Below are 23,713 nucleotides of genomic sequence, written 5' to 3'. Positions count from 1 at the left end.
GGCTCCAAAATGATACAATTCTATAAAACTCAAATCTTAAGGAGGTTCCTTATGTCAGGCTCAACCATAGGGAAGAACTTTACCGTTACTACATGGGGAGAATCTCACGGTAAAGCCATAGGCGTGGTAGTTGACGGATGTCCGGCTGGCATTCCACTGTCCGAAGAAGACATCCAAAAGGATTTAGACAGACGAAGGCCGGGAAAGTCCCCTTATTCCACCCCCCGGCAGGAAGAGGATAAGGTGACCATCTTGTCAGGGGTCTTTGAAGGCTTTACCACCGGTACACCAATATCGCTCATCATTCCCAATCAAGACCAACGTTCCAAAGACTATTCACAAGTTGCCCATATATACCGTCCTGGCCATGCCGACTATACTTATCATCAAAAATACGGAATATGGGATTACAGAGGAGGTGGCCGCGCATCGGGCAGGGAAACGGCCGCTCGTGTGGCAGCCGGCGCTATTGCAAAAAAAGTTTTGTCCCAACTCGGAGTCGAAATCCAGGCTTACACGTTGTCTATAGGTCCAGTAAAGATTGACCCACAAAAATTTGACAAACACGAGATATACCGAAACCCTTTTGCCATGCCCGACCGTGAAGCAGCTGAAAAAGCTGCAGAGTATATCCAGAAGCTTAAAGAAAAGGGCGACTCGGCAGGCGGGATTGTGGAATGCATCATACAGGGTCTACCCAGCGGAGTGGGAGAGCCGGTATTCGACAAGCTCGATGCCGCCCTCGCCAAAGCCATAATGTCCATCGGCGCAGTAAAGGGCATCGAGTTTGGCAGGGGATTTGAAGCCGCTTACCTCACCGGCTCGCAGAACAACGACCCTTTAGCTTCCAACCCAGATAAAGGGCTTATCAAGCTCACCAACAATTCGGGTGGCATAACCGGGGGAATAAGCGAGGGATTCCCCATCGTATTTCGGGCAGCCTTTAAACCCACACCCTCCATCAGCATTCCGCAAGATACAGTAACCCACGATATGCAAAACACACGGCTTAAGCTAACAGGTAGGCACGACCCGGTAATAGTCCCACGGGCCGTAGTAGTAGTGGAAGCCATGGCAGCCATTACAGTAGTGGACTTGCTTTTCCAGCGCATACTGTCCAGGATAGACCTCATAAAAAAGGCGTTATCTTAACAACAACTGTGTTTGAATTTTGTCCATGAAATTGGTTTATCACTATATATAGATAATTCACAAATTGTTCATACAATCTTCACACGACATTCACAACTTTAATATAAATTACGGGTACAATATTGATAAGACAAATTTAAAAAGGAGGTGCATAAACTTGAAGAAATGGTGGATTATAGCAATTGCCATAATGCTGGTAGGAGCCATTGCAGTTCCCATTGCTTGGGCTCAAAACGAAAATACACAGACTCCGGCACAAACTCCTTCCAACGCTACAGGAACACAGCTCAGTGAATCCCAGAAAAAGGAACTAGCAGCTCTCTACTCAAAAATTGCCGAGCTTAAAAAACAAATCGTGGATAAATATCTAGAGTTTGGAGTAATCGACCAGAAACGGGCTGAATCCATGAAGCAGAGAATAGACCAGATGGAGAAGTTCCGTGCCGAACAAGGATACCTGCCAGGATTTGGCCGTGGCAAATTCAACGGCGGATTCGGGCGGAGAAGAGGTATGGGTTTCGGTGGGCAGTGCCCATTTATCCAGCAAAACCCGTCGCAACCTACACAAACTTCTCAGTAAAAATACTTTAAAATTAAAGGGGGCTTTCAAGCCCCCTCCTTTATTTGCTGGATAATGAGGTCAGCCAGCTCATCGGCAGCATACGGCCTGCCTACCTCATGCATCATCTCGATCATATACTTTCTTCTGCTTTCATTGTGAAATAGATGATAGACCGCTTCGTCTGCCGGGAAAGTCTCGCTGGTCTTAATTGCCAGCCCATTATTAAGCAAAAACTCGGCATTCCTATCCTCTTGCCCTGGGATAGGGTTTATAAGGATCATTGGTATACATTTAGCAAGGCTCTCAGACACCGTAAGCCCACCAGGCTTGGTCAATATGCAATCAGAGGCATCCATCATGACATCCACGTTATCCACAAACCCATAATTATAAATCTTCTTCTTTATATTCATTGAATCAATCTTTTTCTTCAATGAAGCATTATTGCCGCACACTGAAATTATCTGAAAATCCATGTCCATGTTGTCCAGCCTGCGAATAACATCATCCACATTTCCATAACCCATACTCCCGCTCATGACCAATATTGTAGTCTTATTCTCAATTCCCAGTATCTCTCTTGCCTCCGCTTTGTCCAATTTATTGGCAAACTTCATAAAAATGGGAATCCCAATGGGCCAGACCTTTTCAAGAGGAATACCCTTCCTCTGGACCTGCAAGTTTAGCAGGCTGCTGGCAGTAACGTAATAATCCAAATTAGTATCCTCCCAAAAAGGGTGAATAGTGAAATCGGTTATGATACCCACGCTCTTGCATGACAATCCCTTTTCTCTAAGATAGCTTATAACCTGCGCAGGAAAAATGTGCGTGCAAACAATTACATCAGGTTGATATTCATTGAGAAACACCGTCAATTTCTTGGACAAAAGCGAGCTTATTATCTTGCCTATGTAAAGCTTCTCGTTGGATTTCTCCAGCCTTTCACCAAGCCGGTACAACTTCCCATAAACAGCGGGGGTAAATTTTGTAGAGATGAGATAAGCCTTGGCAACCGATTCGCTCAATATGGGATTTATATACTCAAATATATCTAATAACACGCAATCGACACCTTTAGCCTTCAAACTCTCTATAGCAGCCTTGGCGGTTTGATTATGGCCATGGCCCGCAGATACCGACAAAAACAAAACCTTCACAGCCTTCACCTTCCTTCTTTAGCACTCAGCAGTTAAATCCATGATACGCTCAAATCAAAATTTTATGAACCACCACTTACATTTGGCAATATCAAATATAATTCGTCATATTTAATCTTAACTATATTCTATCATGTTTTTTGATAGATGTATCCCTATACTTTTGCAAAATTTACATCAACCTGGTAATAGCCTTCCCTGATGATAGCCCTGTAAAAAATTTTAAGGCATAAAATTAGGGGCCTATTCCTTTGTTACAAGAAATCAGCCCCCATCAAGCTTATACACAAATAAATTAACGGATATTAAAAGCGGATAGCTTACTCTTCTATAAACAAATACCTTTACTTCTTGCCGTACAGCGGTCCAAAGGCAGCGCATGCCCTATAATCTGCAGCCTCCAAGTCGCTTGTGCCAAAGGCGTTCCATACGCTAGGCCTAAATATCCTGTCTTCAGAAACGTTGTGCATGCACACAGGAATCCTCAGCATAGATGCCAGAGTTATAAGCTCTGCTCCAATATGGCCATAACACACAGCCGCATGGTTAGCACCCCAGCTGTTCATGACGGTATATACATCCTTAAAGGCACCCTTACCTGTCAATATGGGAACAAACCAGGTGGTAGGCCATGTGGGATCGGTACGCCTATCGAGTATATCATGTACATCCTCAGGTAGCTCCACCGTATATCCCTCGGCTAGCTGGAGTACAGGACCTAACCCTTTTATGATGTTTACCCTAAACATGGTCACCGGCATCCCGCCTCTGGTGGTAAAATCTGTTGAGAAACCGCCACCTCGGAAGTAGCCCAGGTTGGCATACCTGAACTGTGTTGCGTCAAGGCATCGGGCAACTTCCTCAGGCGTTACTTCCCAGAAGGGCTTGATGACCGGCTTGCCGTCTTTTGTCTGTTGACCTGTACCGTCCAATGCCGCTGACCCGGAATTGATGAGATGAATAACGCCATTGGCTGCCAGCCCGGTTAATTCCTTACCGGTTACCCGCTTCACGGCCTCGGGGCTCCAATAAGTCCTCACATCGGCAAAAATCTGAGCTGTGCCGGTGAGCAAATGCCCAAACAGCATGGCAACACCGTTCAGCGAGTCGTTCTCGGTTGCAAGGATATAAGGCTGCCTTATGCCATTCCAGTCAAACGAGGAATTGAGTATGGTCTCCATAAAATCGCCGTTGGGGAAGTGGTCGGTCCACTGCCTTTGCCCCTGGAACCCCGCCACAATGGCATTGTGCCCTAAGGCTTCCTCCTCAAACCCCATCTCAGCCAATTTTGGATTGCCCACCATAAGGTCACGGGCAATCATGGTCATCTTTATGACCATCTCCCAGTCCTTATCCTTTTTCTCCCTGGGAACCTGTATCTCTGGCGGGTTGTTGTCAGGGCCTTCTTTGCAGTTTGCCTTCACCCAGCGCAAGGCCCGCTCAAACTCCTCTTTGTCGTAAATCCCTTCCTCAATACGCCTTATAAACTCGCTCATATCCACATATTCCACGCGCATTCCCAGATAACTCTCAAAGAAATCGGGATCAACCATTGAGCCAGCGATACCCATCGATACCCCGCCCATAGAGAGATATGATTTGCCCCTCATGTTTGCCACAGCCAAAGCAGCTTTGGTAAACCGAAGGAGCTTTTCCTTCACATCATCGGGAATGGTAGTATCGCCGGCATCCTGCACATCCCTGCCGTATATGCCAAAGGCGGGCAGACCTTTCTGGTTGTGAGCCGCCAGCACTGCTGCAAGGTACACAGCCCCCGGACGTTCGGTCCCGTTAAAGCCCCATATGGCTTTGGGAATAAAAGGATCCATGTCCATGGTCTCGGAGCCATAGCACCAGCATGGCGTCACGGTAATCGACACGCCCACCCCTTCACGGGCAAACTTCTCAGCCGCCTGTGCCGCTTCGGCCACCCCACCAATACAGGTGTCGGCAATCACGCACTCTACCGGCATGCCATTGTAATGCCTCACGTTTTCCTCAAGAAACTTGGCTACCGCCTTGGCCATGTTCATTGTCTGTTCCTCAAGAGATTCCCTGACACCCCGCCGCCTTCCATCGATGGTAGGCCGTATCCCTATTTTGGGCATACCTCCTTTAAACCTGTTGTGCGGCGGAATCAATTTGATTCCCTCAACATTGGCCATAAAATCTCCTCCTCTTTTATGTATTTTAAATTTTTGATTTCAGTGTAAAAAAACCTATTTTGCTACTCAAAACGGAATTCACAATTTAAGGATGGAGTGGTTTCGCCAATCCAATCGCTTCTGAGCATGTATATTTTTCCCAACAGCATTATATCAACTTTCACAGGCATAAACGGCATCTCATCATTTTACGCCTTATTCAAACACCACCATCTCGTGTCCTTCAACTTTCGGCACCACCACTTTTACATATCCATCTGTATACTCAAAATCCAGCTGTGTGCCTTTAGGTGCACAGTACACCCTTTCAGGCTTTGAAGGAAGCTTTACCTTCACCTCTACGTTACACAGAGGAATGACGTCTTCTATAATGTCTATTTCCTCGCACCGTCTTTGAGGAATATAATGGAGGATGTGGAGAACATACCGGTTATAGGGCTCCTGGTAATTCAATAGCATATGCGCCGTGGTAGGAGCATTGGTTTCAACCAGCTTATCAGGCAAAAGCAGCCTCAAAGCGTTTACCACCAGCTGCTTATAAACCCTTGCTCCGTGCTTGTGATACATTGAAAAGATAGGGTGTGCAAAATAGATGACGGAACCTTTCTGCGTAACCGCCGGATACCCACTTTCCTTTTCAGGTGGCGTCTGACGATGGGAACAAAAATGTTTGTAACTTCTGTTGAAATAAGGATTCCAGATTGAGGCCAACACTTTGGTCCCTTCCTGAGGCTTTACCCATAAGCCCCTGTCATACATGACATACTCTGTATTAAACAGGCCCTGATTTATGGCCTCACCTGCCACCACATAGTCGGGCGAGTATTCGGCATCGCCTACCAGCTCAACTCCCATACCAGACAGCACAAATTGTTGTTGACCTCTTGCCATCCCGGATTTATATGAGAGCAGCAGCTTACCACCGTTTGCAACGTAACTTTCCAGTTTATCTTTTAGGGCCTCATCCAGAGTGATTACATCAGGAAGAATGATGACTCTGTAACGGCTGAAATCCATCTGCTCATCGATTACGTCAAACTGATAATGCGACTCCTCCAACATTTTGTAAGCGCCTCTCAAGGATGGATGAAGCCTCACACCAGATTCTTCCTCAATCGCTTCAGGCGTGAACACCCCTATCTCGGTCACCGCAGTGACATCATCGCACCATGGTTCCTTCTCTTTAACCTGGTTATACACGCTACCAATAAGCTTGTATGTGGCTTTATTTATAGCCCCGCTGGGATGAAGCTGATCGCCTATGGAACACTTAGCCCCATGAGCCAGAGCCGTAAAGCATTCGTATTCCAGGGCTGCCTGATTCTTAAACCCACCGAAATCGGCCCACGACTTATGGAACCTGCCGGTCATCCCCAGATATTCGTATCCCAAATTCCTGGCATACCTCACAGTGATGGGAAAATGCTCGTATCCCCACCCACCACTAGGAAGGGATTCCAACTCCAAATGGGTATATGTATCCAACGTACCCCTAATCGAGGGACCAATGTGTCCCGCATTGTAGAAAATGGTACAGTCTTTATTGTATCTGCGCACAGTGGCCGTCATCCTTCTCTTGAAAGCATCCAGGACCTGTTTGGCAAACTTTTTGCGATCCTCCGGGTCTTCAGGGTTTAATCCCGCTCGTTCCATCCCTTCCATGCAATAGCTGCAGCAACAAGGATGTTGTATTATTATATCAAAGAACAAGCCATCCACCTCATCCCCGAACTTTTCCAAAACTTCAATGGTCTGTTCCTCCACATAGTCGATGTACGGAGTATTAAAGCATAAATGCTTCCATCCCGCCTCTAAAGGTCCTGCACCATAAGGCCTGCCATCCGGCATCCTCTCTAGCCACTCTGGATGCCGCTTTGCCATGTATTCATCCCAGCCCACGGTTATATAAATGGGCACGCGAATGCCCACTGCATGGCACGCTTCTATTTGCTCACGCAAGAGGTCTCTTTTAAGCCCCGGATGCCGCGCAGGGAATTTAGTGTCATAGTAAATCATGCCGTGGTGGCATCTGGCAAAGCAGGTAATGGAGTCAACCCCGGCTTCTTTTAAAGTGTTAGCAAACTCCTGAGGGTCAAAAGCATTCCCCACCTCCACAATCTTCTCAGAAGTGTGAAAATCCAGATGGACCTGTCTGAACCGTAATTTACCCATGTTATCTCCCTTTCCATTAAATTTGTTTTTAGTTTTTTCAAAAAACAAGTAGTCAAAAATACAATCCATTCTTTCTAACAGATTAACCTCAAAATTGAAACGGTTCAAATTGAAGGTAAACAATTAAAAAACATATTTAGAGGAACATAGCTACTATTTATTTAGGTATTAAAGTTTATCTTAACTGCTAAAGTTAAGAAATGACTCTTACCGAATCCCTCACAATCATCCTGGTATGAAGCCTGTGTACCTCGGGGTAACCCGTATAATCCCCCTTTATCCTCTTCAATATGAGATTGCCAGCTATTTCACCCATTTTGACAACCGGCTGTTCAATTACCGTCAAAGGAGGTTTTATAACATCTGACAACTCGAAATAATCGAAACCTATAAGAGATAGTTCCTGGGGAACCTTAATATTCAGTTCATGAATAGCCATTACAGTTCCCAGCGTCATGTAATAATTGGTCACATACAACGCAGTTGGAATATCAGGCCCTTCAAAAAATTCCTTTGCTGCCAGATAACCTCCCACCGTAGTGAAATTGCCGTACTTGATCCAACGGGATTCAACCGGCAGATTATATGCCTCCAGCGCTTGTTTATACCCCTCAAACCTCTGCTGGCTGACCCATGAACTAGGTGGACCATTGATTATGGCGATTTTGGTATGGTTGGAATGGATAAACCTTTCAACCGCCCTGAATGAAGCCCCAACATTGTCCACCAGCACTTTATCGGTATTAAAACCAGGGATATCTTCATTTACTATTACTATCGGAATCCCGTCCTGAATATACTTATCCATTATACTCAAATGAGCATTGTTGGAAAAAAGTACAAGTCCATCAACCAAACGGTCCCTCAGAAAGTTGAGCTTCTGCTCCAGCTTCTCAGTATCCCCCTCATAATCGCACAATATGATGCTGTAATTCTCCTTTTCCACAGTCCTTTCTATAGCAGTTACGATAGAAGTGCAAAAAATGTTTGTAAAATCGTCAATCACCACTCCGATGGTCATGGAACGGTTGCTTTTGAGGCCTTTAGCAATGATATTCTGTTTAAAGCCCAATTCCTGGATGGCTTTCTCAACCTTTATACGGTTTTCCTCACGAAGCTTATACCCATTGAGGTATCGGGACACCGTACCCAAAGATACCCCTGCTCGCTTTGCCACATCACGAATAGTTACAGCCATCTCTTTCCCCTACATGTCCTACAAAAATTGAACCAGTTCAATTATTATTATAACTTAGCATCGTGTACACGTCAAGATTTGGAAAGAAAAACCCCCGACCAAAATGTCGGGGGATAACGTCACACATTCCTCTACTCTTCAAATTCAACGCATATGCTGGCAATGCTATAGGGTTGAACCTCAAATGACACACGCTCACCATAAACAAAAATGTTAAGGCCGTTGTCTATCTTACACTCGTTTAAGTCCACATAATAAGCCCTCACCGGCTGTTTCCACAAACTGAGCGTGACTTTAGCCGCCTTGCCCTCAGGTTCGTAAGCTCTCACCACAACTCGCCTTACTTTACCCTGGTCCTCAGCCAGCTTAACAGCCGAAATTACCACATCCCCTTCCTCCAGGCTCATAAAACTGCCTAAAGCCGGCAGCAAGCCTTGGTGCACGGAAGAGGAAATAACGCTCAACGGATGATTGAAGTTATATGCCTTCTGGATAAGCTCTTTGCTGCTGGCATTATCCACCAGACAGACGGCAAAGCTGAACTTGTGTACCCCAAACTCGGGGTAAGGATCCGGATCATAAGAGCTGCGTATCAAGGTAATGGACATGGAATCGTCCACACACCTGAACCCGTATTTGGTATCCGTGACGAGCATTACCGATTTCCCGCCCGGCTGCTTCCTCACTCCTAAGGCCCAGCTGTTGGCCGGCACATCCCTGTCCATCCCCTCTCGCTCTATTGTGCCAAATGGAATATCGTACTTATAGCACGAACACTCATATGCGAGAGGCATGTAGAAGCTAAGCTGGGGTACGCTTATACCAGGTTTGCCTACCTCATGCCAGTCGCACTGCACATCATAGCGCAGCATAGGACTGTTATAATCCAGCGAAACAGTTACCTTCAAGCTGGAATCCCTGAAAGAACACTCATATGCAATTGACTGCCTGATATTGCCTGCTCCATACATTACCTTTTTAATCTTCACATCTTGGGTCAAGTCAATCACGTTCATGTGACGCCCTACCACCCACGCTGTCATACCCTTACTTGAGTCTTCTTCAATCAACCTAAAGATGCCAGCAGGTTTCCCTTTTATAAACTCTTCTCCTGTAGATTTATCTACCAACGATACAATTGATGCATCACGGCTACTGAATACAGCTTTTATATGATCGTTTTCGAGAATAAACTGGTCTATACCTTCTATCCGCGGATCCCTGGGGAAGGGGAATGCCGTATCCACTTTCTCATCTTCTGTCAAAATGTAAGTATTGTAGCCGCATGCAGGAACACTTGCCTTAATGAGCACCCTGATATAGTGGTGTCCCCAGTAAGAATTAAAACCCTTATCCAAAATCTGGTGCTCTACCCTATTGCCTTGCACATCCCTAAAAACCATCCTATTTACGTCGCCTAACCAATCCCAAACCACTATCTCGGCGGCTTCTTCTCTCTCTACCGGTGCAGAATTAAATATATGGAATATGCGAGTCTTACCCCTACCCCTCTCGGCTTGGGTCACTCTAAACCATTCTACGCCAAATCCCGCTCCAGCTCCTTCAGATATGCTATCCCTATCCTCCTCTTCACATACTACAAACTTTGACGTATCTATCTGTGCAGCAATGGCTTGCAGAGACAGACTTCTCCTACTACCTGCTATGGCCATGGTGTTCTGGAAAAGCCCCATGGCATACTCCCTGGTATCTATTGTCCCCGAACCCGGAATAATGTCGTGGAATTGGTTGAAAAGAACATTGCGCCATGCGCTTTCAAAAGCCTTGCCATCATATCTGTATCCAGCACAAAAGCTTGAAAACACATTAAACATCTCTGCCTCATTTAGCGCTGCCTCGCTGATACGGTTGGCCATCTTAATCCTGGATTGGCTGGTATAACACCCCGTGAATATGAAATTGCGTTCTCCCTTCACCTCAGGCAGCTCATCAGCAATCCTTTCCACTTGCCTGTAAAACTCTGCAAAGGTGCCAAAGCGAATCTGCGGAAATACCGGCCAACTATTCATATCTATGATCCGCTCCAAGTCCCTACGGGTTGGCCCACCACCGTGATCACCCACACCGTATACCTTCAACATGGTATCTAAATTGTGTTGTGTACAAAACTTGGGTACATATAATGCCATATCTGGACGAATCTCAGCATTGTACCAAAATGGTTCTCTGTATGCTATTATGTACTTACCTGAAGGCGCTACCCATTTATAGAGATAATGCCCTTCATAACCCCTGCAATGGTAATAATATTTAACTCCTCCACTACGCAAAATTTCCGGCACATTCTGATTATGACCAAAGGTATCGGGCTCAAAATCCAGGTTCAAGACTTCAGGGTCAATATCCAGTAACCTTGACAAGTATCTCTTGGTATACAATATATGCCGAGCCATGCTCTCGCCGTTGGGCATATTTTTATCTGCTTCAACCCAAGTGGAAGCTGTAACTTCCCATCGCCCCTCCTTAATCCTACTTTTAACCTCCTCCAGCATCTCGGGCGCGTAATCCTCCAATATTTTATACACAGACGCCTGTGACTGCGAAAAGGTAAAGTCAGGATATTCCTTCATCAGGTTGAGCACGGTTCTGAAGGTATCCAAGGTAACCATCACCGTCTCGTCCCAGCGCCACATCCAGTTCATGTCGATGTGAGCGTGAGCAGCGCAAATTACTTTAAATTTCTTGGCCTCCTGTGAAAGCTCTGCCATCATCTCTTCAGCTTTCTCACAGGTGGACCTTGTGATGGCACCTTCTTTGCTGAAATCCTCGTACACAAAATCAATGACTCTTGCAAGTAGCCCATCAAACTGATGTTCCTTTACCTCTGACAATTTAAGCCCATACTCGATCTGGGATATAATCCTTCTACCCCAATAACCAAGGTTTTTGTTCCTCATTTCGTCTAATCTTTTAAGACATTGTTTCATAATACTCCCCTTCCCTTTAAATATAAAAAAATGCTTATACAACTACACCCAAAAACAAAAACTCCACCTGACTTATTCATCAGGCGGTCTCACAACTGGTGGAGCTAAGGGGATTCGAACCCCTGACCTCAACACTGCCAGTGTTGCGCTCTCCCAACTGAGCTATAGCCCCACGATATTGACTTGTATCAGTCAGCGAGTTATATTATAACCCAATACAGCCGTTTTGTAAAGTAGAAATTTTACTTTCCCAGGCTGCTTGAATCCGACATTCATGCAGCCTGGGAATTTATTTTAACCCTATAGCTTACTGTATCATCTAGAAATACCCTGCTCACTTTCATAGCAGGCTTAATACGCCCTGGCAAAGTACACCATGTGTTTGGCCGGGCGCCCACAATAAACGCAGCTATCGCCTATATGCTCCTGCTCAAAGGGTATACATCGTGTAGTGGCCCCGGTTTCGGCTTTTATATTGTCCTCACATTCCCTTTCGCCACACCACATGGCCTTGACAAAACCTTTCTTTACCTCTATAGCTTCTTTAAACTCATCAAAATTATGTGCCACGTGAGTGAAATTCTCTCGCATTTTCAAGGCCTTGTCGTATATGCCCTTATGCACATCAACCAGCATATCGTTTATAGCCTGTACAACGCCATCCATGGGTACAGATATCTTCTCAAAGCTGTCACGTCGTACCAGCACCACCTGGTTCTTCTCTATGTCCTTAGGCCCTATTTCGAGCCGTATCGGTACGCCTTTGAGTTCCCACTCATTAAATTTCCACCCCGGCGTCTGTGTATCCCTGTCGTCAATTTCTACACGAATGCCGGCATCGGCAATTATCTTGTACATCTCTCTGGCTTTATCAAGGACCCCCTCTTTATGCATGGCAATAGGTATTATTACTACCTGTACAGGGGCAACTTTAGGAGGCAGTACCAAGCCGCGCTCATCCCCGTGCACCATTATTATGGCGCCTATCAGTCGAGTGGATACGCCCCATGAAGTCTGCCATGCGTATTTGAGTTGCCCATCCCTATCCAAATACTGGATATCAAACACCTTGGCAAAGTGCTGACCTAAATTGTGCGAAGTTCCTGCTTGAAGTGCTTTGCCATCTTGCATCATAGCCTCCATGGTATAAGTGCGTAGAGCGCCAGCAAACTTTTCCTTCTCAGACTTACGACCGACGACAACGGGAATAGCCAGCACGTTTTCTGCAAATTCCTTGTAAATGCCCAAAATCTTTAGCGTTTCTTCTTCTGCTTCTTCTTCGGTGGCATGGACGGTATGGCCTTCTTGCCACAGGAACTCAGCAGTTCTCAAAAAAGGCCTGGTCGATTTTTCCCAGCGCACTACATTGCACCACTGGTTGTAAAGGATAGGCAAATCCCTGTAAGACTGGACCCATTTGGCATACATGGCACATATGATAGTCTCTGAAGTAGGCCTTACCACCAAAGGCTCAGCCAGCTCTTCACTCCCACCACGGGTCACCCAGGCCACCTCGGGTGCAAAGCCCTCCACATGCTCAGCTTCTTTCCTAAGCAAGCTCTCGGGTATGAATAGCGGGAAATAAGCGTTTTTATGACCGGTAGCCTTAAACCGCGCATCTAACTCTTTTTGAATGTTCTCCCATATGGCATACCCATACGGTTTGATCACCATGCACCCTTTTACGGGAGCATAATCCACTAGGTCTGCCTTTAAAATCACATCGGTATACCACTGCGAAAAATCTTCCTCCCTGGGAGTTATATGAGTAACAAACTCCTGCTGCTTTTTTTCCATACACCAAGCTCCTTCCTTTCACAAAACGCGCTATATTTAAAACCATTGCCTAAGTTTCTTATTTTGGTATTTTAGCATCAGCAATATATATTTTCAACCATATTTGCCAGATTTTCAGCCAAAAAGACCCACCTTCTGATAAGAGGTATTACAAAAAATATGACACATGCTTCACATATCAATAACTCCGCTCAATAAGTCCCTCCACTAGGTTCTGTAGCGCCGCTTTGGCCGGAATGGATACAAGGCCATCAATAAATGTTCTGGCACGTTTTAAATAGTCTCTGGCTAAATTTTTGCTATATTCAATCCCTCCGCTTGCATGCACCAGCTCAATCACCCGTTCCACATCCTCAGGAACACAATCTTCTTTATCCAAAATTCCTATGACTTCATCCCTATATGACGAGTTAATGGCATATATCAATGGCAGTGTATATACCCCCTGAATAAAATCGCTACCTACGGGCTTACCCATCTTAACGGGATTGCCCGTAAAGTCCAGCAGGTCATCAGTGATCTGAAATGCCATGCCAAAGTTGAATCCAAATTCCCTCAAGCACCGTACAACCTTTGAAGAACATTCGCTTTCTTTTGCTCCGATGTAACAGCTCAGCGCAAACAGCAACGCCGTCTTGCGCCCTATTCTCTTTAAATACTGCCTTATGGTGACATGCTTATCATACCTCGATTGGTACTGGGCGATCTCTCCCTCACATACAGCCTTAACCACCTTGGATAAACCCTGCATATTTTCCACCGTGGTACTGTGTGCAAGCAACAAAAAGGTTTTGGCAAATAAAAAATCACCTGTAAATACAGCCACATCTTTCCCCCACCGTGACTGAATAGTAGGTCTGCCTCTCCGTATTTTTGACTCATCGATTATATCATCGTGAACTAAAGTGGCCATATGAAGTATCTCCACAGCTGCTGCCAATGGAATAAGCCTTTTTTCATCATACTTGCCAAACTTACCTGAAAGCAACACCAAAGCAGGACGAAGCCTTTTCCCCCCCGCTTCCAGCAATTCCTTCAATGCCGATTCCAATATCTTCTGTTTAGACGATAAAACGTTTTTTATATGCTCATCGACCTTTGTAAGGTCATCGCCAACAATATCCAAATAACTTACAGTCAATCCATTGTCCTTATTTTCCATCAACAACCGCTTAACCCCTTTCCCATCTAAACCACTTCTGAGATTCCAGATATTTAATCACATAATTAGATACCAAGCCAATAAAAAATCCGGTACCTAAAGCGGCAATAGTAAGTATTGGTAAATAGGTGAACAATATACCTATTGTTCCAAATACCCATGACGCCACCAGTAACTGCCCTATGTTATGTAAAATAGCGCCTGCCGTGCTAATGCCTATTATGCTGAAATAATTACGCCACCTTATATACAATAACCCCATTGTTAAACAGCTTAAAATCCCGCCTGCCAGGCTGTAAAGCATTGACGTAAAGCTGCCTGCAAGCAATGAACCCAATATCGAACGAACCATCACTACCATTAATGCCTCCTTGAAACCAAAAAAAACCAGAGTAACCAACGTCATGATGTTTGCCAGTCCCAGCTTTATTCCTGGTGCCACAACCGGCATAAAACCCTCAATTAAGTGCAAAACCAAAGCCTGTGAAATGATAAGCGCCAACATGACCATCTTTTTTACTTCATTCATACTTATCTCCTCAAGACGCTATATCGTCTACATCAGGAACTTCTTCCCGTCCAGATATTATCTTAACCACTACCTTATGCGGTAGACACACTATAGCTTGACCCGAAAAACGAATAAAGCCCGATTTAACGCAAATCTGGTCAGGGCAATTGGCTTCCTTTATTCTTACCCCTTCATATGTTATCAATACAACATTATATTGTCCATTGCCGGCATTTACCCGAAATTCTACCGGCTCCATGCCTTTATATACACGACATGAATACACTTCACGTCCATTTACCTCTACCACTACCTTCCTTTCATCATGGGATATCCCCATGGTATACATCCCCGACAAACCAACAGCAATCAATACGACAGCAAACGCATATACTATCAAATCTCCCACCCTTAAAGGCACTCTCATGGTTGAAGTTCATACTCCTTATCCGTCACAGTCAGTTTACCCTTTAAACCCTCTGATGCATATATCTTCTTATCGAATGTGACCGCAAGGGCTTCTATACCTTCCAACTTATCCACCAACTGAAGCCCTTTTTCAGCACCCATGATAAACACAGTTGTGGACAGAGCATCTGCGTCGATGGACTTTGGTGCCACCACCGTTGTAGCCATAAGTCCACTGTTTGCTGGATAACCCGTCGAGGGGTCAAATATATGATGATACCTCTTACCACCTTGTTCAAAATAACGTTCATAATCCCCAGAACTAACAACGCTTCCATCCATTATCTCTATGATGGTGATATGGCTTTGCATATTCTCAGACCTGGGATTACGCACTCCCACTCTCCAGGGCCTACCATCAGGTTTGCCGCCTAAGGCTACTACATTGCCCCCCATGTTTATAAGTGCATGAGTCACCCCCTGTTCTCTCAAAATTCTAGCTACCTCATCAGCAGCATACCCTTTAGCAATCGCTCCCAAATCTATACCCATGCCTTCTTTTTCGAGATAAACCGTCTTTTGGTCCTCATTCAAGACGACATCTTTATAATTCACAAATTTCAGCTTATCTTTTATTTCAGCCTCTGTAGGTACTCTGGGGTGCTCAGACGTAATCCCCCATAGCTTTACTATAGGATATATTGTTATATCAAAGGCACCATTGGATAGCTCAGCGTACTCCAATGCCTTTTTTATAACCTCAAAGGTATCATCGTGTACTTTCACTGGTTGCTTCCCAGCGTTGCTGTTTATGCGGCTCACATCGCTGTCGGGTATGGTAACGCTCATACGATTCTCTATCTCTTCAATGCGCTTTACTGCCTTGTCAAGAATAGTAGGGCCATCCTTCCCAGCATATAAGCGTATGTTCACCCAGGTATTGAGCGCAAATATATCCTTGCGGTATTCCTTAAGAGTCTCTACTTTGGTACAGCCCTGTAGTGTCACACACAACAATAATATAGCTAACATCGCTCTATAAAACCGTTGACATCCAGCCAAGAAATATATAACCCCCATCTCTTAATATTGATTTGACTGTAATACTTGTAATTTAACATAAAAATATAATACCACCTGATATCCTTTCTGACAAGCTTTCCTATGAACACAACTAGTTACATTAATAAAAGACCTGTCTTACGACAGGTCTTTTATGCTTACTTGCTCTGAGCTTCTTTCAAAGCTTCCTTCGCCAGGGTCTTGAACTTAGTTGTGGTTCCAGTGGCACCGGTATAAGTATCGACGGCATCAGGGTCCTGCTTTTCAACGAGGTCCTTCTCCAAAGTTTCATAGGCTTTTAACAGGTCTACATTCTTTTGCTCTTTGAATCTCTTATGATACTCTGTATCTTCGCTCTTCTTCTTGCCTTCCTGATTCACTTCATCATACTTGACCTCTGTGATCTTGCCGCCTTCTACCTTGATCTCAATCTGCCCCTTCCAACCATGATCATCAAACTGGGACTCCTCGGCTTTATATACCCCATCTTTATAAGCGGCGGTTTTGGTCCCTTGTTCCTGCTTTGTGGCGCCACCACAAGCTGTTAACAGAGCAACAGTTAACAGCACTATTAATCCCACACTAAGTAACTTTTTCATCTCCCTCACTCCTCCTTTTTGTTGTTAAACTTCAATCATTAATTATTGTATCGTAAAACATGGATACATTCAATGTCGGTATAGGTTTATTCTCCCCAATTTTTCCAATAATATGGATTATTACCGCTGTCCTGCTCTTTCTAGAACTTATATTACTCTATTTTTTAGTTTTAAGCACATTTGTCGATAAAATTGGCATATGCTTGTTAAAATTATATCCTTCACTTGATAAATTTATGTCTTTTAAATATTCAAATTATATGTTAAAATTGAGAAGTGTTAACTTTGTAACATTTTTATATACAATATATCCAAATCCCTATAATGTAAAGGAGGTAGATGCGATGTCCACCAAACAGGTGGTTATACTGGGAGCAGGGTATGGTGGGTTGGAAGCAGCTAAAACTCTTCACAAACTGCTAAAAAAGCGAAACGATGTAGAGATAACCCTGATAGATCAGAATCCCTATCACACGCTGCTCACCGAGCTACATCAGGTAGCGGGCCATAGAATTGAACCCAAGGGGGTTAAGGTATCAATCGAACACGTTTTGCAATATACCAAAGTAAAATTTGTTCACGACAGGATACAGAAGGCTGACCTAAAAAACAAAAAGCTGATATCGGCAAACCACGAATACAGCTTTGATTACCTGATTTTAGCTGCTGGGAGCCAGCCTGCATATTTTGGAATCCCTGGCATGAAGGACCATGCATTCACATTGTGGTCTCTTGATGATGCGCAAAGAATACACGACCACATAGTGCACATGTTTCAACTGGCGTCAAATGAGCAAAACCCTGATAAACGCAAAGAGATGCTCACATTTGTCGTTGGCGGCGGCGGTTTCACCGGGGTAGAGATGATGGGTGAGCTGATGGAATGGACAGCCACGCTGTGCCGTGAATACGGTATACCTAAAGATGAAGTGCGGCTTGCAGTAGTAGAAGCGTTACCCACAATATGCCCGATATTAGACGAAAGGTTGTCCAAAAAGGTAGTAGACTTCTTTAAGAAAAACGGCGTAGAGGTATACACAAACACGCCCATAACCGAGGTTCATCCCGACAAGGTATGCATGAAAACAGGAGATGTTATACCCACAAGGACGCTCATTTGGACCGGGGGTGTTGAGGCAAACGAGTTTGCAAAAGACCTAGGAGTAACTTTAGGCAAGCGTAATCGCATAGTGGTAAACGAATACCTACAAACCCTTGAATATCCCTATATATATGCCATCGGCGACATAATGGAGTTCACGGAGGATGGAAAGGTATTGCCGGCTCTTGTGGAGTCAGCCATGCAATCAGGCAAATGCGCAGCACAAAATATCGCTGCTGAGATTTTGGGCACACAAAAGCGCACTTTCAAACCCGAACTTCACGGCGTAATGGTATCGGTGGGCTCATTCTTTGCTGTGGCTCAGATCAAAGGTCTACCCCTGCTGGTAGGTATATGGGCCACCATCATGAAGCATCTTGTAAATATGCACTACTTGTTTGGAATAGGTGGCCTAGAACTCATTTGGGACTATATCTACGACCAATTCCTGTACAAGGCAAGAACTTATAACCCATTCATAGAAACGGCTATTGGACATATAAAGAGGCGGAACTTCACTTTCTGGCTTGTACCGCTTAGGATTTGGCTGGGAATCATGTGGCTGTCATCGGGTATACAGAAGATACAAGCCGGTTGGTTTGGCGACTGGGCAATGCTGGGACCTGGCGGTGCAACCGATACCACTTCATCGGCATCCGTCATCAGCCTGATAAGCGACCATACCCCCGGATGGTATGCCTGGATAGTAGAAAACGTCATATACCCTAACGCCCTGTTGTTCCAGAAACTCATAGTAATCACCGAAATTGGCCTTGGAATAGCTTTCATATTCGGAGTATTCACCTTCATCGCCGGCCTGGTATCTATCGCCATGAATATAAACTTTATGCTGTCAACTGGCCTACCTACCACCAGCACTGGGTTACCGGATTTATGGTACATCATGGCATCGGTAGCCATGCTTGCCGGAGCCGGAAGGTCTTTGGGAGTGGATTATTACCTGATCCCCTACCTCAGAAATCAAGTAAGATATTTCCAGAAAAACAGGACCTTCCATCTATTCAAGGGCTGGCAGTGGTAATTTCATGATGAGTTCAAGGAGAACTGTATTGGAATTTGAATAAAAAGGGGGCAAAGATTTTTTATGCATCTTTGCCCCCTTTTTATTGGATTTCTTCTTTGGAGCATTTTTATATCTTTGGCTTAGCAATATTGGCACTGGTGCTACTATTAATTCCACCCTACAGTACAACTTTATCCATCAAAGCTCGGCTGTTTTATTACACGCGAAGCATTGAGCACAGAAAGCACCGCTACTCCAACATCTGCAAAAACCGCCTCCCACATGCCTGCAAGACCAGCCACACCAAGCAAAAGCACCAACAGTTTAACTCCGAGGGCCATGATGACGTTTTGCCATACTATGCGTTTTGTACGGCGGGCTATCTTTATAGCCGTTACCAGCTTAGATGGTTCATCAGTCATGAACACCACATCGGCCGCCTCAATGGCTGCATCAGAACCTACCCCTCCCATGGCTATCCCTACATCGGCCCTTGCCAGCACAGGCGCATCATTTATGCCATCCCCAATAAAAACTATCTTGCTTTTCTTGGAAGATTTAGTCTTCTCTAATTCCTCTAATTTCTCAACCTTTTGGTGTGGGAGAAGCTCGGCATGCACCTCATCCAAATTTAGGCTGTACCCCACTTTGAGTCCGGCATGATAGCTATCCCCTGTAAACATAACAGTTCGCTTTACACCTAGCCGTTTTAGTTTGTCAACGGCAACCTTGGCGTCTTCTTTTAGCATATCTTCTATCAAAATGTACCCTGCATAACTTCCATCTATGGATATATGCACACAGGTACCCCCCGCTTCAATATCTGGACATGCTACGCCGTGCTGTTTGAGAAACCTAGCACTTCCCACCAGCACCTGTTTACCATTTATCTTGACTTTTACACCATGGCCTGGAACCTCAGTGTGTTCATCAACTGCCTGCTGATCCAAAGGTTTATTGTAAGCTTCCGCTATCGAGAGGGCTATGGGATGATTAGAAAATCCCTCTGCCAAAGCAGCATAATAAAGAAGCTCTTCTTCTGTCGTACCATTTGCAGGAACCACTGCTACTACTTTAAACACCCCTTTAGTGAGCGTGCCCGTCTTATCAAATACTACGGTATCGACATTGCCAAGTGCCTCAAGGTACTGCCCTCCTTTGACTAGTATGCCGTTTCTAGAAGCACCGCCCAAACCCCCAAAGAACCCAACGGGTATAGATATCACCAGCGCACAAGGGCATGACACCACGAGGAATACAAGTGCCCTGTATACCCATTCGCTCAAAGGCTGTTTCCACAACAAGGAAGGTATTATGGCGATGAGCACGGCTGCTAGTACCACCACTGGCGTATAATACCTTGCAAACCTGGTTATAAACCTTTCAGTAGGCGCTTTATTGTTTTTGGCTTTTTCTACTAAATTCAATATCTTTGAAGTGGTGGAGTTATTAAAATCGCTGGTAACCTCGACATATATGACACCGTTCTGATTGACAGAGCCCGACAAGACTGAAGCTCCAGGGAATACATCCCTGGGCAAGGGTTCGCCAGTCAAGGCTGATGTGTCAACAGCCGATTGTCCTTTGACGACAATTCCATCCAACGGTATGCGCTCTCCAGGCTTGACTACAATGATATCGCCCACTGCCACCTCATCCGGACGGACACGCTTCACCTCATTCCCTACTACCTTATTAGCATATTGCGGGCTTATATCCATGAGCTTGGCGATTGAACTCTTGGACCTTTTCACCACACTATCCTGTAACCATTCACCAATTCTATAAAACAGCATTACTGCAGCTGCTTCAGGAAACTCTTGGATGGCAAAAGCCCCCAGCGTAGCTATTGTCATCAAAAAGTTTTCGTCCAACATGTTCCCTTTAATAACATTTTTTACGGCTTTATATATGACTTCTCTACCTGCAAGCAAATAGCTTATTACATAAAGCACTATCTTTATCCAATCATATAAGGGGAGAAACGCCAGCACAAATAAAATACCACTCGCTAGCAGGTCAAGATTTTCTAAAGGCCCATCCCTTAATCTGGTTTCAGAAATACGCTCTGTCTTTACGCTGAGTTCACCACCACAGCTACAGCAGCTGCAGCTTTTTGCCTCACAGCAATTGTCTTTATTTATAACGTTGAACCTCACACGAAACCTCCTTTACTTTAAAAATAGATTCTATCTTTCCATCAGATACTGCAATCCCACTTTCATTATCTGGCCTATGTGTTCGTCATCCAACGAATAGTACACGTTTCTCCCTTCTCTATGGTATTTTATGAGTCGGCTGTGCCTCAATATTTTGAGCTGATGGGAAACGGCAGACTGATTCATCCCAAGAAATTCGCATAAGTCGCATACACACATCTCGGCTACCGAAAGCGCATGCAGTATGCGAAGCCGCGTGGGATCGCCAAACACCTTAAAAAACTCAGCCAGGTCATTTACAACGTCCTCGGATAAAGCCTTTTTGTATATATCGTTCAAGGTATCCTGATGAATGATATAATCTGAACATATATCAATCTTTTCATTGCATTGCTCCTGGCTCTCCAATCTTAACACTCCTTTTTTATAAAATTAAAAATAAATCATATGAACGTATTTTCATATATAAATTTTAGCAAAGGACATTTATATTGTCAACAGCGAATCTATTTGCAAAATACAAGCCGCTCTATAACTTCTATACAAAAAGATGACCTGTTCAAGGTCATCTTTAAAGCTGCCGCTTGTTAATTCTTACCACTTCTGAGCTTTCTTCGGGCATACCCCGGAAAACAAGACCATTGGTTTGCAATTCCCTACCCGACACAGTAAAGGACTCTTGGCTATCAAGATAAACCACATCATAAATCGCATCCTCCACTAAGCCTCTGGGATACACGATCTGCTCTTGCTTGGCCTTATTTAACCTGAAGGCAAACACCAACGCATCTCCCATACGGCTATTAAACTGAAATACCGGGAATCTCTCACCCTTGCCTCCCATCAACGGCTGGCCGGTTAACCTGTACGCATCTCCATTTAATATGAAATCCCTGTAGATTGAAGCATAAAAGTCACAAAGCTCTTTGAGCCTTTCCAAGCACCACTTAGGCATTTGAGGCAACCGATAGGAAAACCCTGGCACTCCCATCAGTACAGCGCGTATATAGTAGTCAAATTTATACTTTTCCATATCCTCAGTTATAGGGTTTCTTATTCCCAGGTTATGGTCCCCAAGTACCTCAGACCAGCTGAAATGCAAACAGGCACTTTGGTGAAGATAAGATAGAGCGCCCCAGAAGCATTGCAGGTGAAACTCTGTATAATCAGGGTCGCTCAAATGCGTCCAGTGCGTATGAGACATCATTTCGATATCCATACGCAGGCCACCTGACGAACAGTTCTCAATAACTACATCGGGATATTTCCTATGGACTTCCTCCAGCAAACGGTAATATCCCAAGTAGTGGGCATACAATCCATCACCAGGACCATGGTCATGGCCTTGTGCATTGCATCCTGGAGCTGGATCCAAATTGAAGTCGAGCTTTATCCATTTTGCCCCATATTCGCCCAGGATCTGGTCAATCACCGACATTGCCCATTTCCTGCCTTCTTCGCTGCCTAAACAGACATAGCCTAAAGATCTACCGTCCCTCTTTGCGATTATATGCCCATGTGTATGGTTAAGCTGGGCATACTTGCCTACCGCTTCAATCTCACACCAAATCCCCGGCAGTATTCCTATTTTTTTAGCATTATCACAAAGGGCCTTCATCCCCGATGGGAAGCCTTTTTGGTTTATAATAGCCCAATCGCCCCGTTTCTCGTACCAACCCTGACCATCTTTATTTTCACCAAACCAGCCTGCATCCATCACAGCATATCTACACCCTAATTCCTTTGCAATGCGTGCATTTTCTAAGTATACCTCTTCTGTAATGTATTTGTCCTCATAAGGCCACCATCCATTGTACTCCAAAGGCACATCGGCTATGCCCCCATCGTTTAGCAGGCTCAGCCTCGCGCGGAAATACCTGCGTAGCTGAAGGCATGCATCCTCCAGAGATTCTCCTGAGGCTACATATATGGATGCCGAGGCCAACTGTCCTCCCGGCACTACATCGGTAAAAAATTCGGGATAAGAAAAACCCATGGAAAACCTAAAGCTATCTTGATCAGGGGTTATTGTACAGTTCCAACTCCCAGACCAGGCCAAGGCAATGGAATAGCACTTTTCTGGCGTCACCAAACCCGCCCATGGCTCAAAGCCTTTGCAAGACCGTCCCGATAATGAACCAAATGAGAACTCATTCTCTATCTGCTTCTCATGCGGGAAAAACTCAGAACCCCAGTCTGAAGTAAAGTAGTGTAAAATTAGATTTTCTGTTTTAACAGAAACCCCTACGTCAAATTGATAAATCCGGACTATCTGATCGGAGTTGTTATAGAGATACGCAGTATATTTTGTAACGTCAAACTCAGCATCCTCTTCAGCAACCACCTCAATCTTGAGGTTAGCCTGACAATCCAAAAAACGTAGGTACTTCTTTTTTATGCAATCTCCCATCCTCTCAGCTGTATGGTTTTCTACTTCATGCATATAGTTCATATTGTTATATCGAATTCTATAGAGCGGATTCACGCCGTTTCCCTCCTCCTTAAAAGAACGCTATCCCCAGCTCAATAGGCCGG

At 44.8% G+C, this 23,713-nt stretch carries 16 protein-coding genes, 1 tRNA gene and 1 pseudogene; 3 read left to right on the top strand and 15 right to left on the bottom strand.

Annotation, left to right across the window (positions count from 1 at the left end; all coding sequences use genetic code 11):
* Positions 1-51: 51 nt before the first annotated feature.
* Both aroC and JOD02_RS06880 read left to right on the top strand, forming a co-directional pair.
* Positions 52-1,152, top strand: a complete 1,101-nt coding sequence (gene aroC, locus JOD02_RS06885; protein WP_204488188.1) for a chorismate synthase — start codon at positions 52-54, stop codon at positions 1,150-1,152.
* Between the two features lie 157 nt (positions 1,153-1,309).
* Positions 1,310-1,732, top strand: a complete 423-nt coding sequence (locus JOD02_RS06880) for a YckD family protein (RefSeq protein ID WP_204488186.1) — start codon at positions 1,310-1,312, stop codon at positions 1,730-1,732.
* A gap of 26 nt (positions 1,733-1,758) precedes the next feature.
* Here JOD02_RS06880 and JOD02_RS06875 read toward each other — a convergent pair whose 3' ends face one another.
* From JOD02_RS06875 to JOD02_RS06820, 12 genes are all read right to left on the bottom strand, one after another.
* Entirely contained in the window at positions 1,759-2,871 is a 1,113-nt protein-coding gene (locus tag JOD02_RS06875) for an MGDG synthase family glycosyltransferase (RefSeq protein WP_204488184.1), read from the bottom strand.
* A 344-nt stretch (positions 2,872-3,215) separates the two neighbouring features.
* The gene (locus tag JOD02_RS06870) at positions 3,216-5,036 is read right to left on the bottom strand and encodes an L-fucose isomerase (protein WP_243426390.1); all 1,821 of its coding nucleotides are present in this window, start codon (positions 5,034-5,036) and stop codon (positions 3,216-3,218) included.
* Positions 5,037-5,231: 195 nt separating this feature from the next.
* A complete protein-coding gene (locus JOD02_RS06865; protein ID WP_204488182.1) occupies positions 5,232-7,208 on the bottom strand; it encodes a beta-galactosidase trimerization domain-containing protein in 1,977 nt (658 codons plus the stop codon).
* Positions 7,209-7,401: 193 nt separating this feature from the next.
* Positions 7,402-8,406, bottom strand: a complete 1,005-nt coding sequence (locus JOD02_RS06860) for a LacI family DNA-binding transcriptional regulator (protein WP_204488181.1) — start codon at positions 8,404-8,406, stop codon at positions 7,402-7,404.
* Positions 8,407-8,537: 131 nt separating this feature from the next.
* On the bottom strand, positions 8,538-11,354 hold the full coding sequence (locus JOD02_RS06855; protein WP_204488179.1) for an alpha-mannosidase: 2,817 nt from the start codon (positions 11,352-11,354) through the stop codon (positions 8,538-8,540).
* 96 nt (positions 11,355-11,450) lie between these two features.
* Positions 11,451-11,526, bottom strand: a tRNA-Ala gene (locus JOD02_RS06850).
* A gap of 179 nt (positions 11,527-11,705) precedes the next feature.
* Complete coding sequence (proS, locus tag JOD02_RS06845; protein WP_204488177.1) at positions 11,706-13,151, bottom strand: proline--tRNA ligase; 1,446 nt, start codon at positions 13,149-13,151, stop codon at positions 11,706-11,708.
* A gap of 178 nt (positions 13,152-13,329) precedes the next feature.
* Positions 13,330-14,313 carry a polyprenyl synthetase family protein gene (locus JOD02_RS06840; RefSeq protein WP_243426405.1) on the bottom strand — a complete coding sequence of 328 codons (984 nt, stop codon included), beginning with the start codon at positions 14,311-14,313 and terminating at the stop codon, positions 13,330-13,332.
* Between the two features lie 10 nt (positions 14,314-14,323).
* Positions 14,324-14,842, bottom strand: a complete 519-nt coding sequence (locus JOD02_RS06835; RefSeq protein ID WP_204488174.1) for a Gx transporter family protein — start codon at positions 14,840-14,842, stop codon at positions 14,324-14,326.
* Between the two features lie 10 nt (positions 14,843-14,852).
* On the bottom strand, positions 14,853-15,251 hold the full coding sequence (locus JOD02_RS06830) for a NusG domain II-containing protein (RefSeq protein WP_204488172.1): 399 nt from the start codon (positions 15,249-15,251) through the stop codon (positions 14,853-14,855).
* Positions 15,248-16,294 carry an FAD:protein FMN transferase gene (locus JOD02_RS06825; protein ID WP_204488170.1) on the bottom strand — a complete coding sequence of 349 codons (1,047 nt, stop codon included), beginning with the start codon at positions 16,292-16,294 and terminating at the stop codon, positions 15,248-15,250. Before JOD02_RS06825 ends, JOD02_RS06830 begins: the two co-directional genes overlap by 4 nt.
* Before the next feature lie 158 nt (positions 16,295-16,452).
* The gene (locus JOD02_RS06820) at positions 16,453-16,893 is read right to left on the bottom strand and encodes an FMN-binding protein (RefSeq protein WP_204488168.1); all 441 of its coding nucleotides are present in this window, start codon (positions 16,891-16,893) and stop codon (positions 16,453-16,455) included.
* 344 nt (positions 16,894-17,237) lie between these two features.
* Between JOD02_RS06820 and JOD02_RS06815 the strand changes: the two genes are divergently transcribed.
* Positions 17,238-19,037, top strand: coding sequence for an FAD-dependent oxidoreductase (locus JOD02_RS06815; RefSeq protein WP_204488167.1), 1,800 nt, complete (start codon positions 17,238-17,240; stop codon positions 19,035-19,037).
* 173 nt (positions 19,038-19,210) lie between these two features.
* Here JOD02_RS06815 and JOD02_RS06810 read toward each other — a convergent pair.
* From JOD02_RS06810 to JOD02_RS06800, 3 genes and pseudogenes are all read right to left on the bottom strand, one after another.
* A pseudogene (locus JOD02_RS06810) lies at positions 19,211-21,037 on the bottom strand (heavy metal translocating P-type ATPase); the annotation flags it as partial.
* Positions 21,038-21,208: 171 nt separating this feature from the next.
* Positions 21,209-21,586, bottom strand: coding sequence for an ArsR/SmtB family transcription factor (locus JOD02_RS06805; RefSeq protein WP_204488163.1), 378 nt, complete (start codon positions 21,584-21,586; stop codon positions 21,209-21,211).
* Between the two features lie 163 nt (positions 21,587-21,749).
* The gene (locus JOD02_RS06800) at positions 21,750-23,663 is read right to left on the bottom strand and encodes an alpha-galactosidase (protein WP_204488161.1); all 1,914 of its coding nucleotides are present in this window, start codon (positions 23,661-23,663) and stop codon (positions 21,750-21,752) included.
* Between the last annotated feature and the right edge of the window lie 50 nt (positions 23,664-23,713).

It is taken from the genome of Caldicoprobacter guelmensis, assembly GCF_016908415.1.
Lineage (GTDB): Bacteria > Bacillota > Clostridia > Caldicoprobacterales > Caldicoprobacteraceae > Caldicoprobacter > Caldicoprobacter guelmensis.
Note: the sequence above shows the minus strand (reverse complement) of the source record. Positions and strands in the feature narration are given on the sequence as shown.

What these genes read in the sequence shown, in the direction of transcription:
- aroC (WP_204488188.1), top strand. Translation starts at nt 52, where the DNA reads ATGTCAGGCTCAACCATAGGGAAGAACTTTACCGTTACTACATGGGGA.
- JOD02_RS06870 (WP_243426390.1), bottom strand. Translation starts at nt 5,036, where the DNA reads ATGGCCAATGTTGAGGGAATCAAATTGATTCCGCCGCACAACAGGTTT.
- JOD02_RS06865 (WP_204488182.1), bottom strand. Translation starts at nt 7,208, where the DNA reads ATGGGTAAATTACGGTTCAGACAGGTCCATCTGGATTTTCACACTTCT.
- JOD02_RS06860 (WP_204488181.1), bottom strand. Translation starts at nt 8,406, where the DNA reads ATGGCTGTAACTATTCGTGATGTGGCAAAGCGAGCAGGGGTATCTTTG.
- JOD02_RS06855 (WP_204488179.1), bottom strand. Translation starts at nt 11,354, where the DNA reads ATGAAACAATGTCTTAAAAGATTAGACGAAATGAGGAACAAAAACCTT.
- proS (WP_204488177.1), bottom strand. Translation starts at nt 13,151, where the DNA reads ATGGAAAAAAAGCAGCAGGAGTTTGTTACTCATATAACTCCCAGGGAG.
- JOD02_RS06840 (WP_243426405.1), bottom strand. Translation starts at nt 14,313, where the DNA reads ATGGAAAATAAGGACAATGGATTGACTGTAAGTTATTTGGATATTGTT.
- JOD02_RS06835 (WP_204488174.1), bottom strand. Translation starts at nt 14,842, where the DNA reads ATGAATGAAGTAAAAAAGATGGTCATGTTGGCGCTTATCATTTCACAG.
- JOD02_RS06830 (WP_204488172.1), bottom strand. Translation starts at nt 15,251, where the DNA reads ATGAGAGTGCCTTTAAGGGTGGGAGATTTGATAGTATATGCGTTTGCT.
- JOD02_RS06820 (WP_204488168.1), bottom strand. Translation starts at nt 16,893, where the DNA reads ATGAAAAAGTTACTTAGTGTGGGATTAATAGTGCTGTTAACTGTTGCT.
- JOD02_RS06815 (WP_204488167.1), top strand. Translation starts at nt 17,238, where the DNA reads ATGTCCACCAAACAGGTGGTTATACTGGGAGCAGGGTATGGTGGGTTG.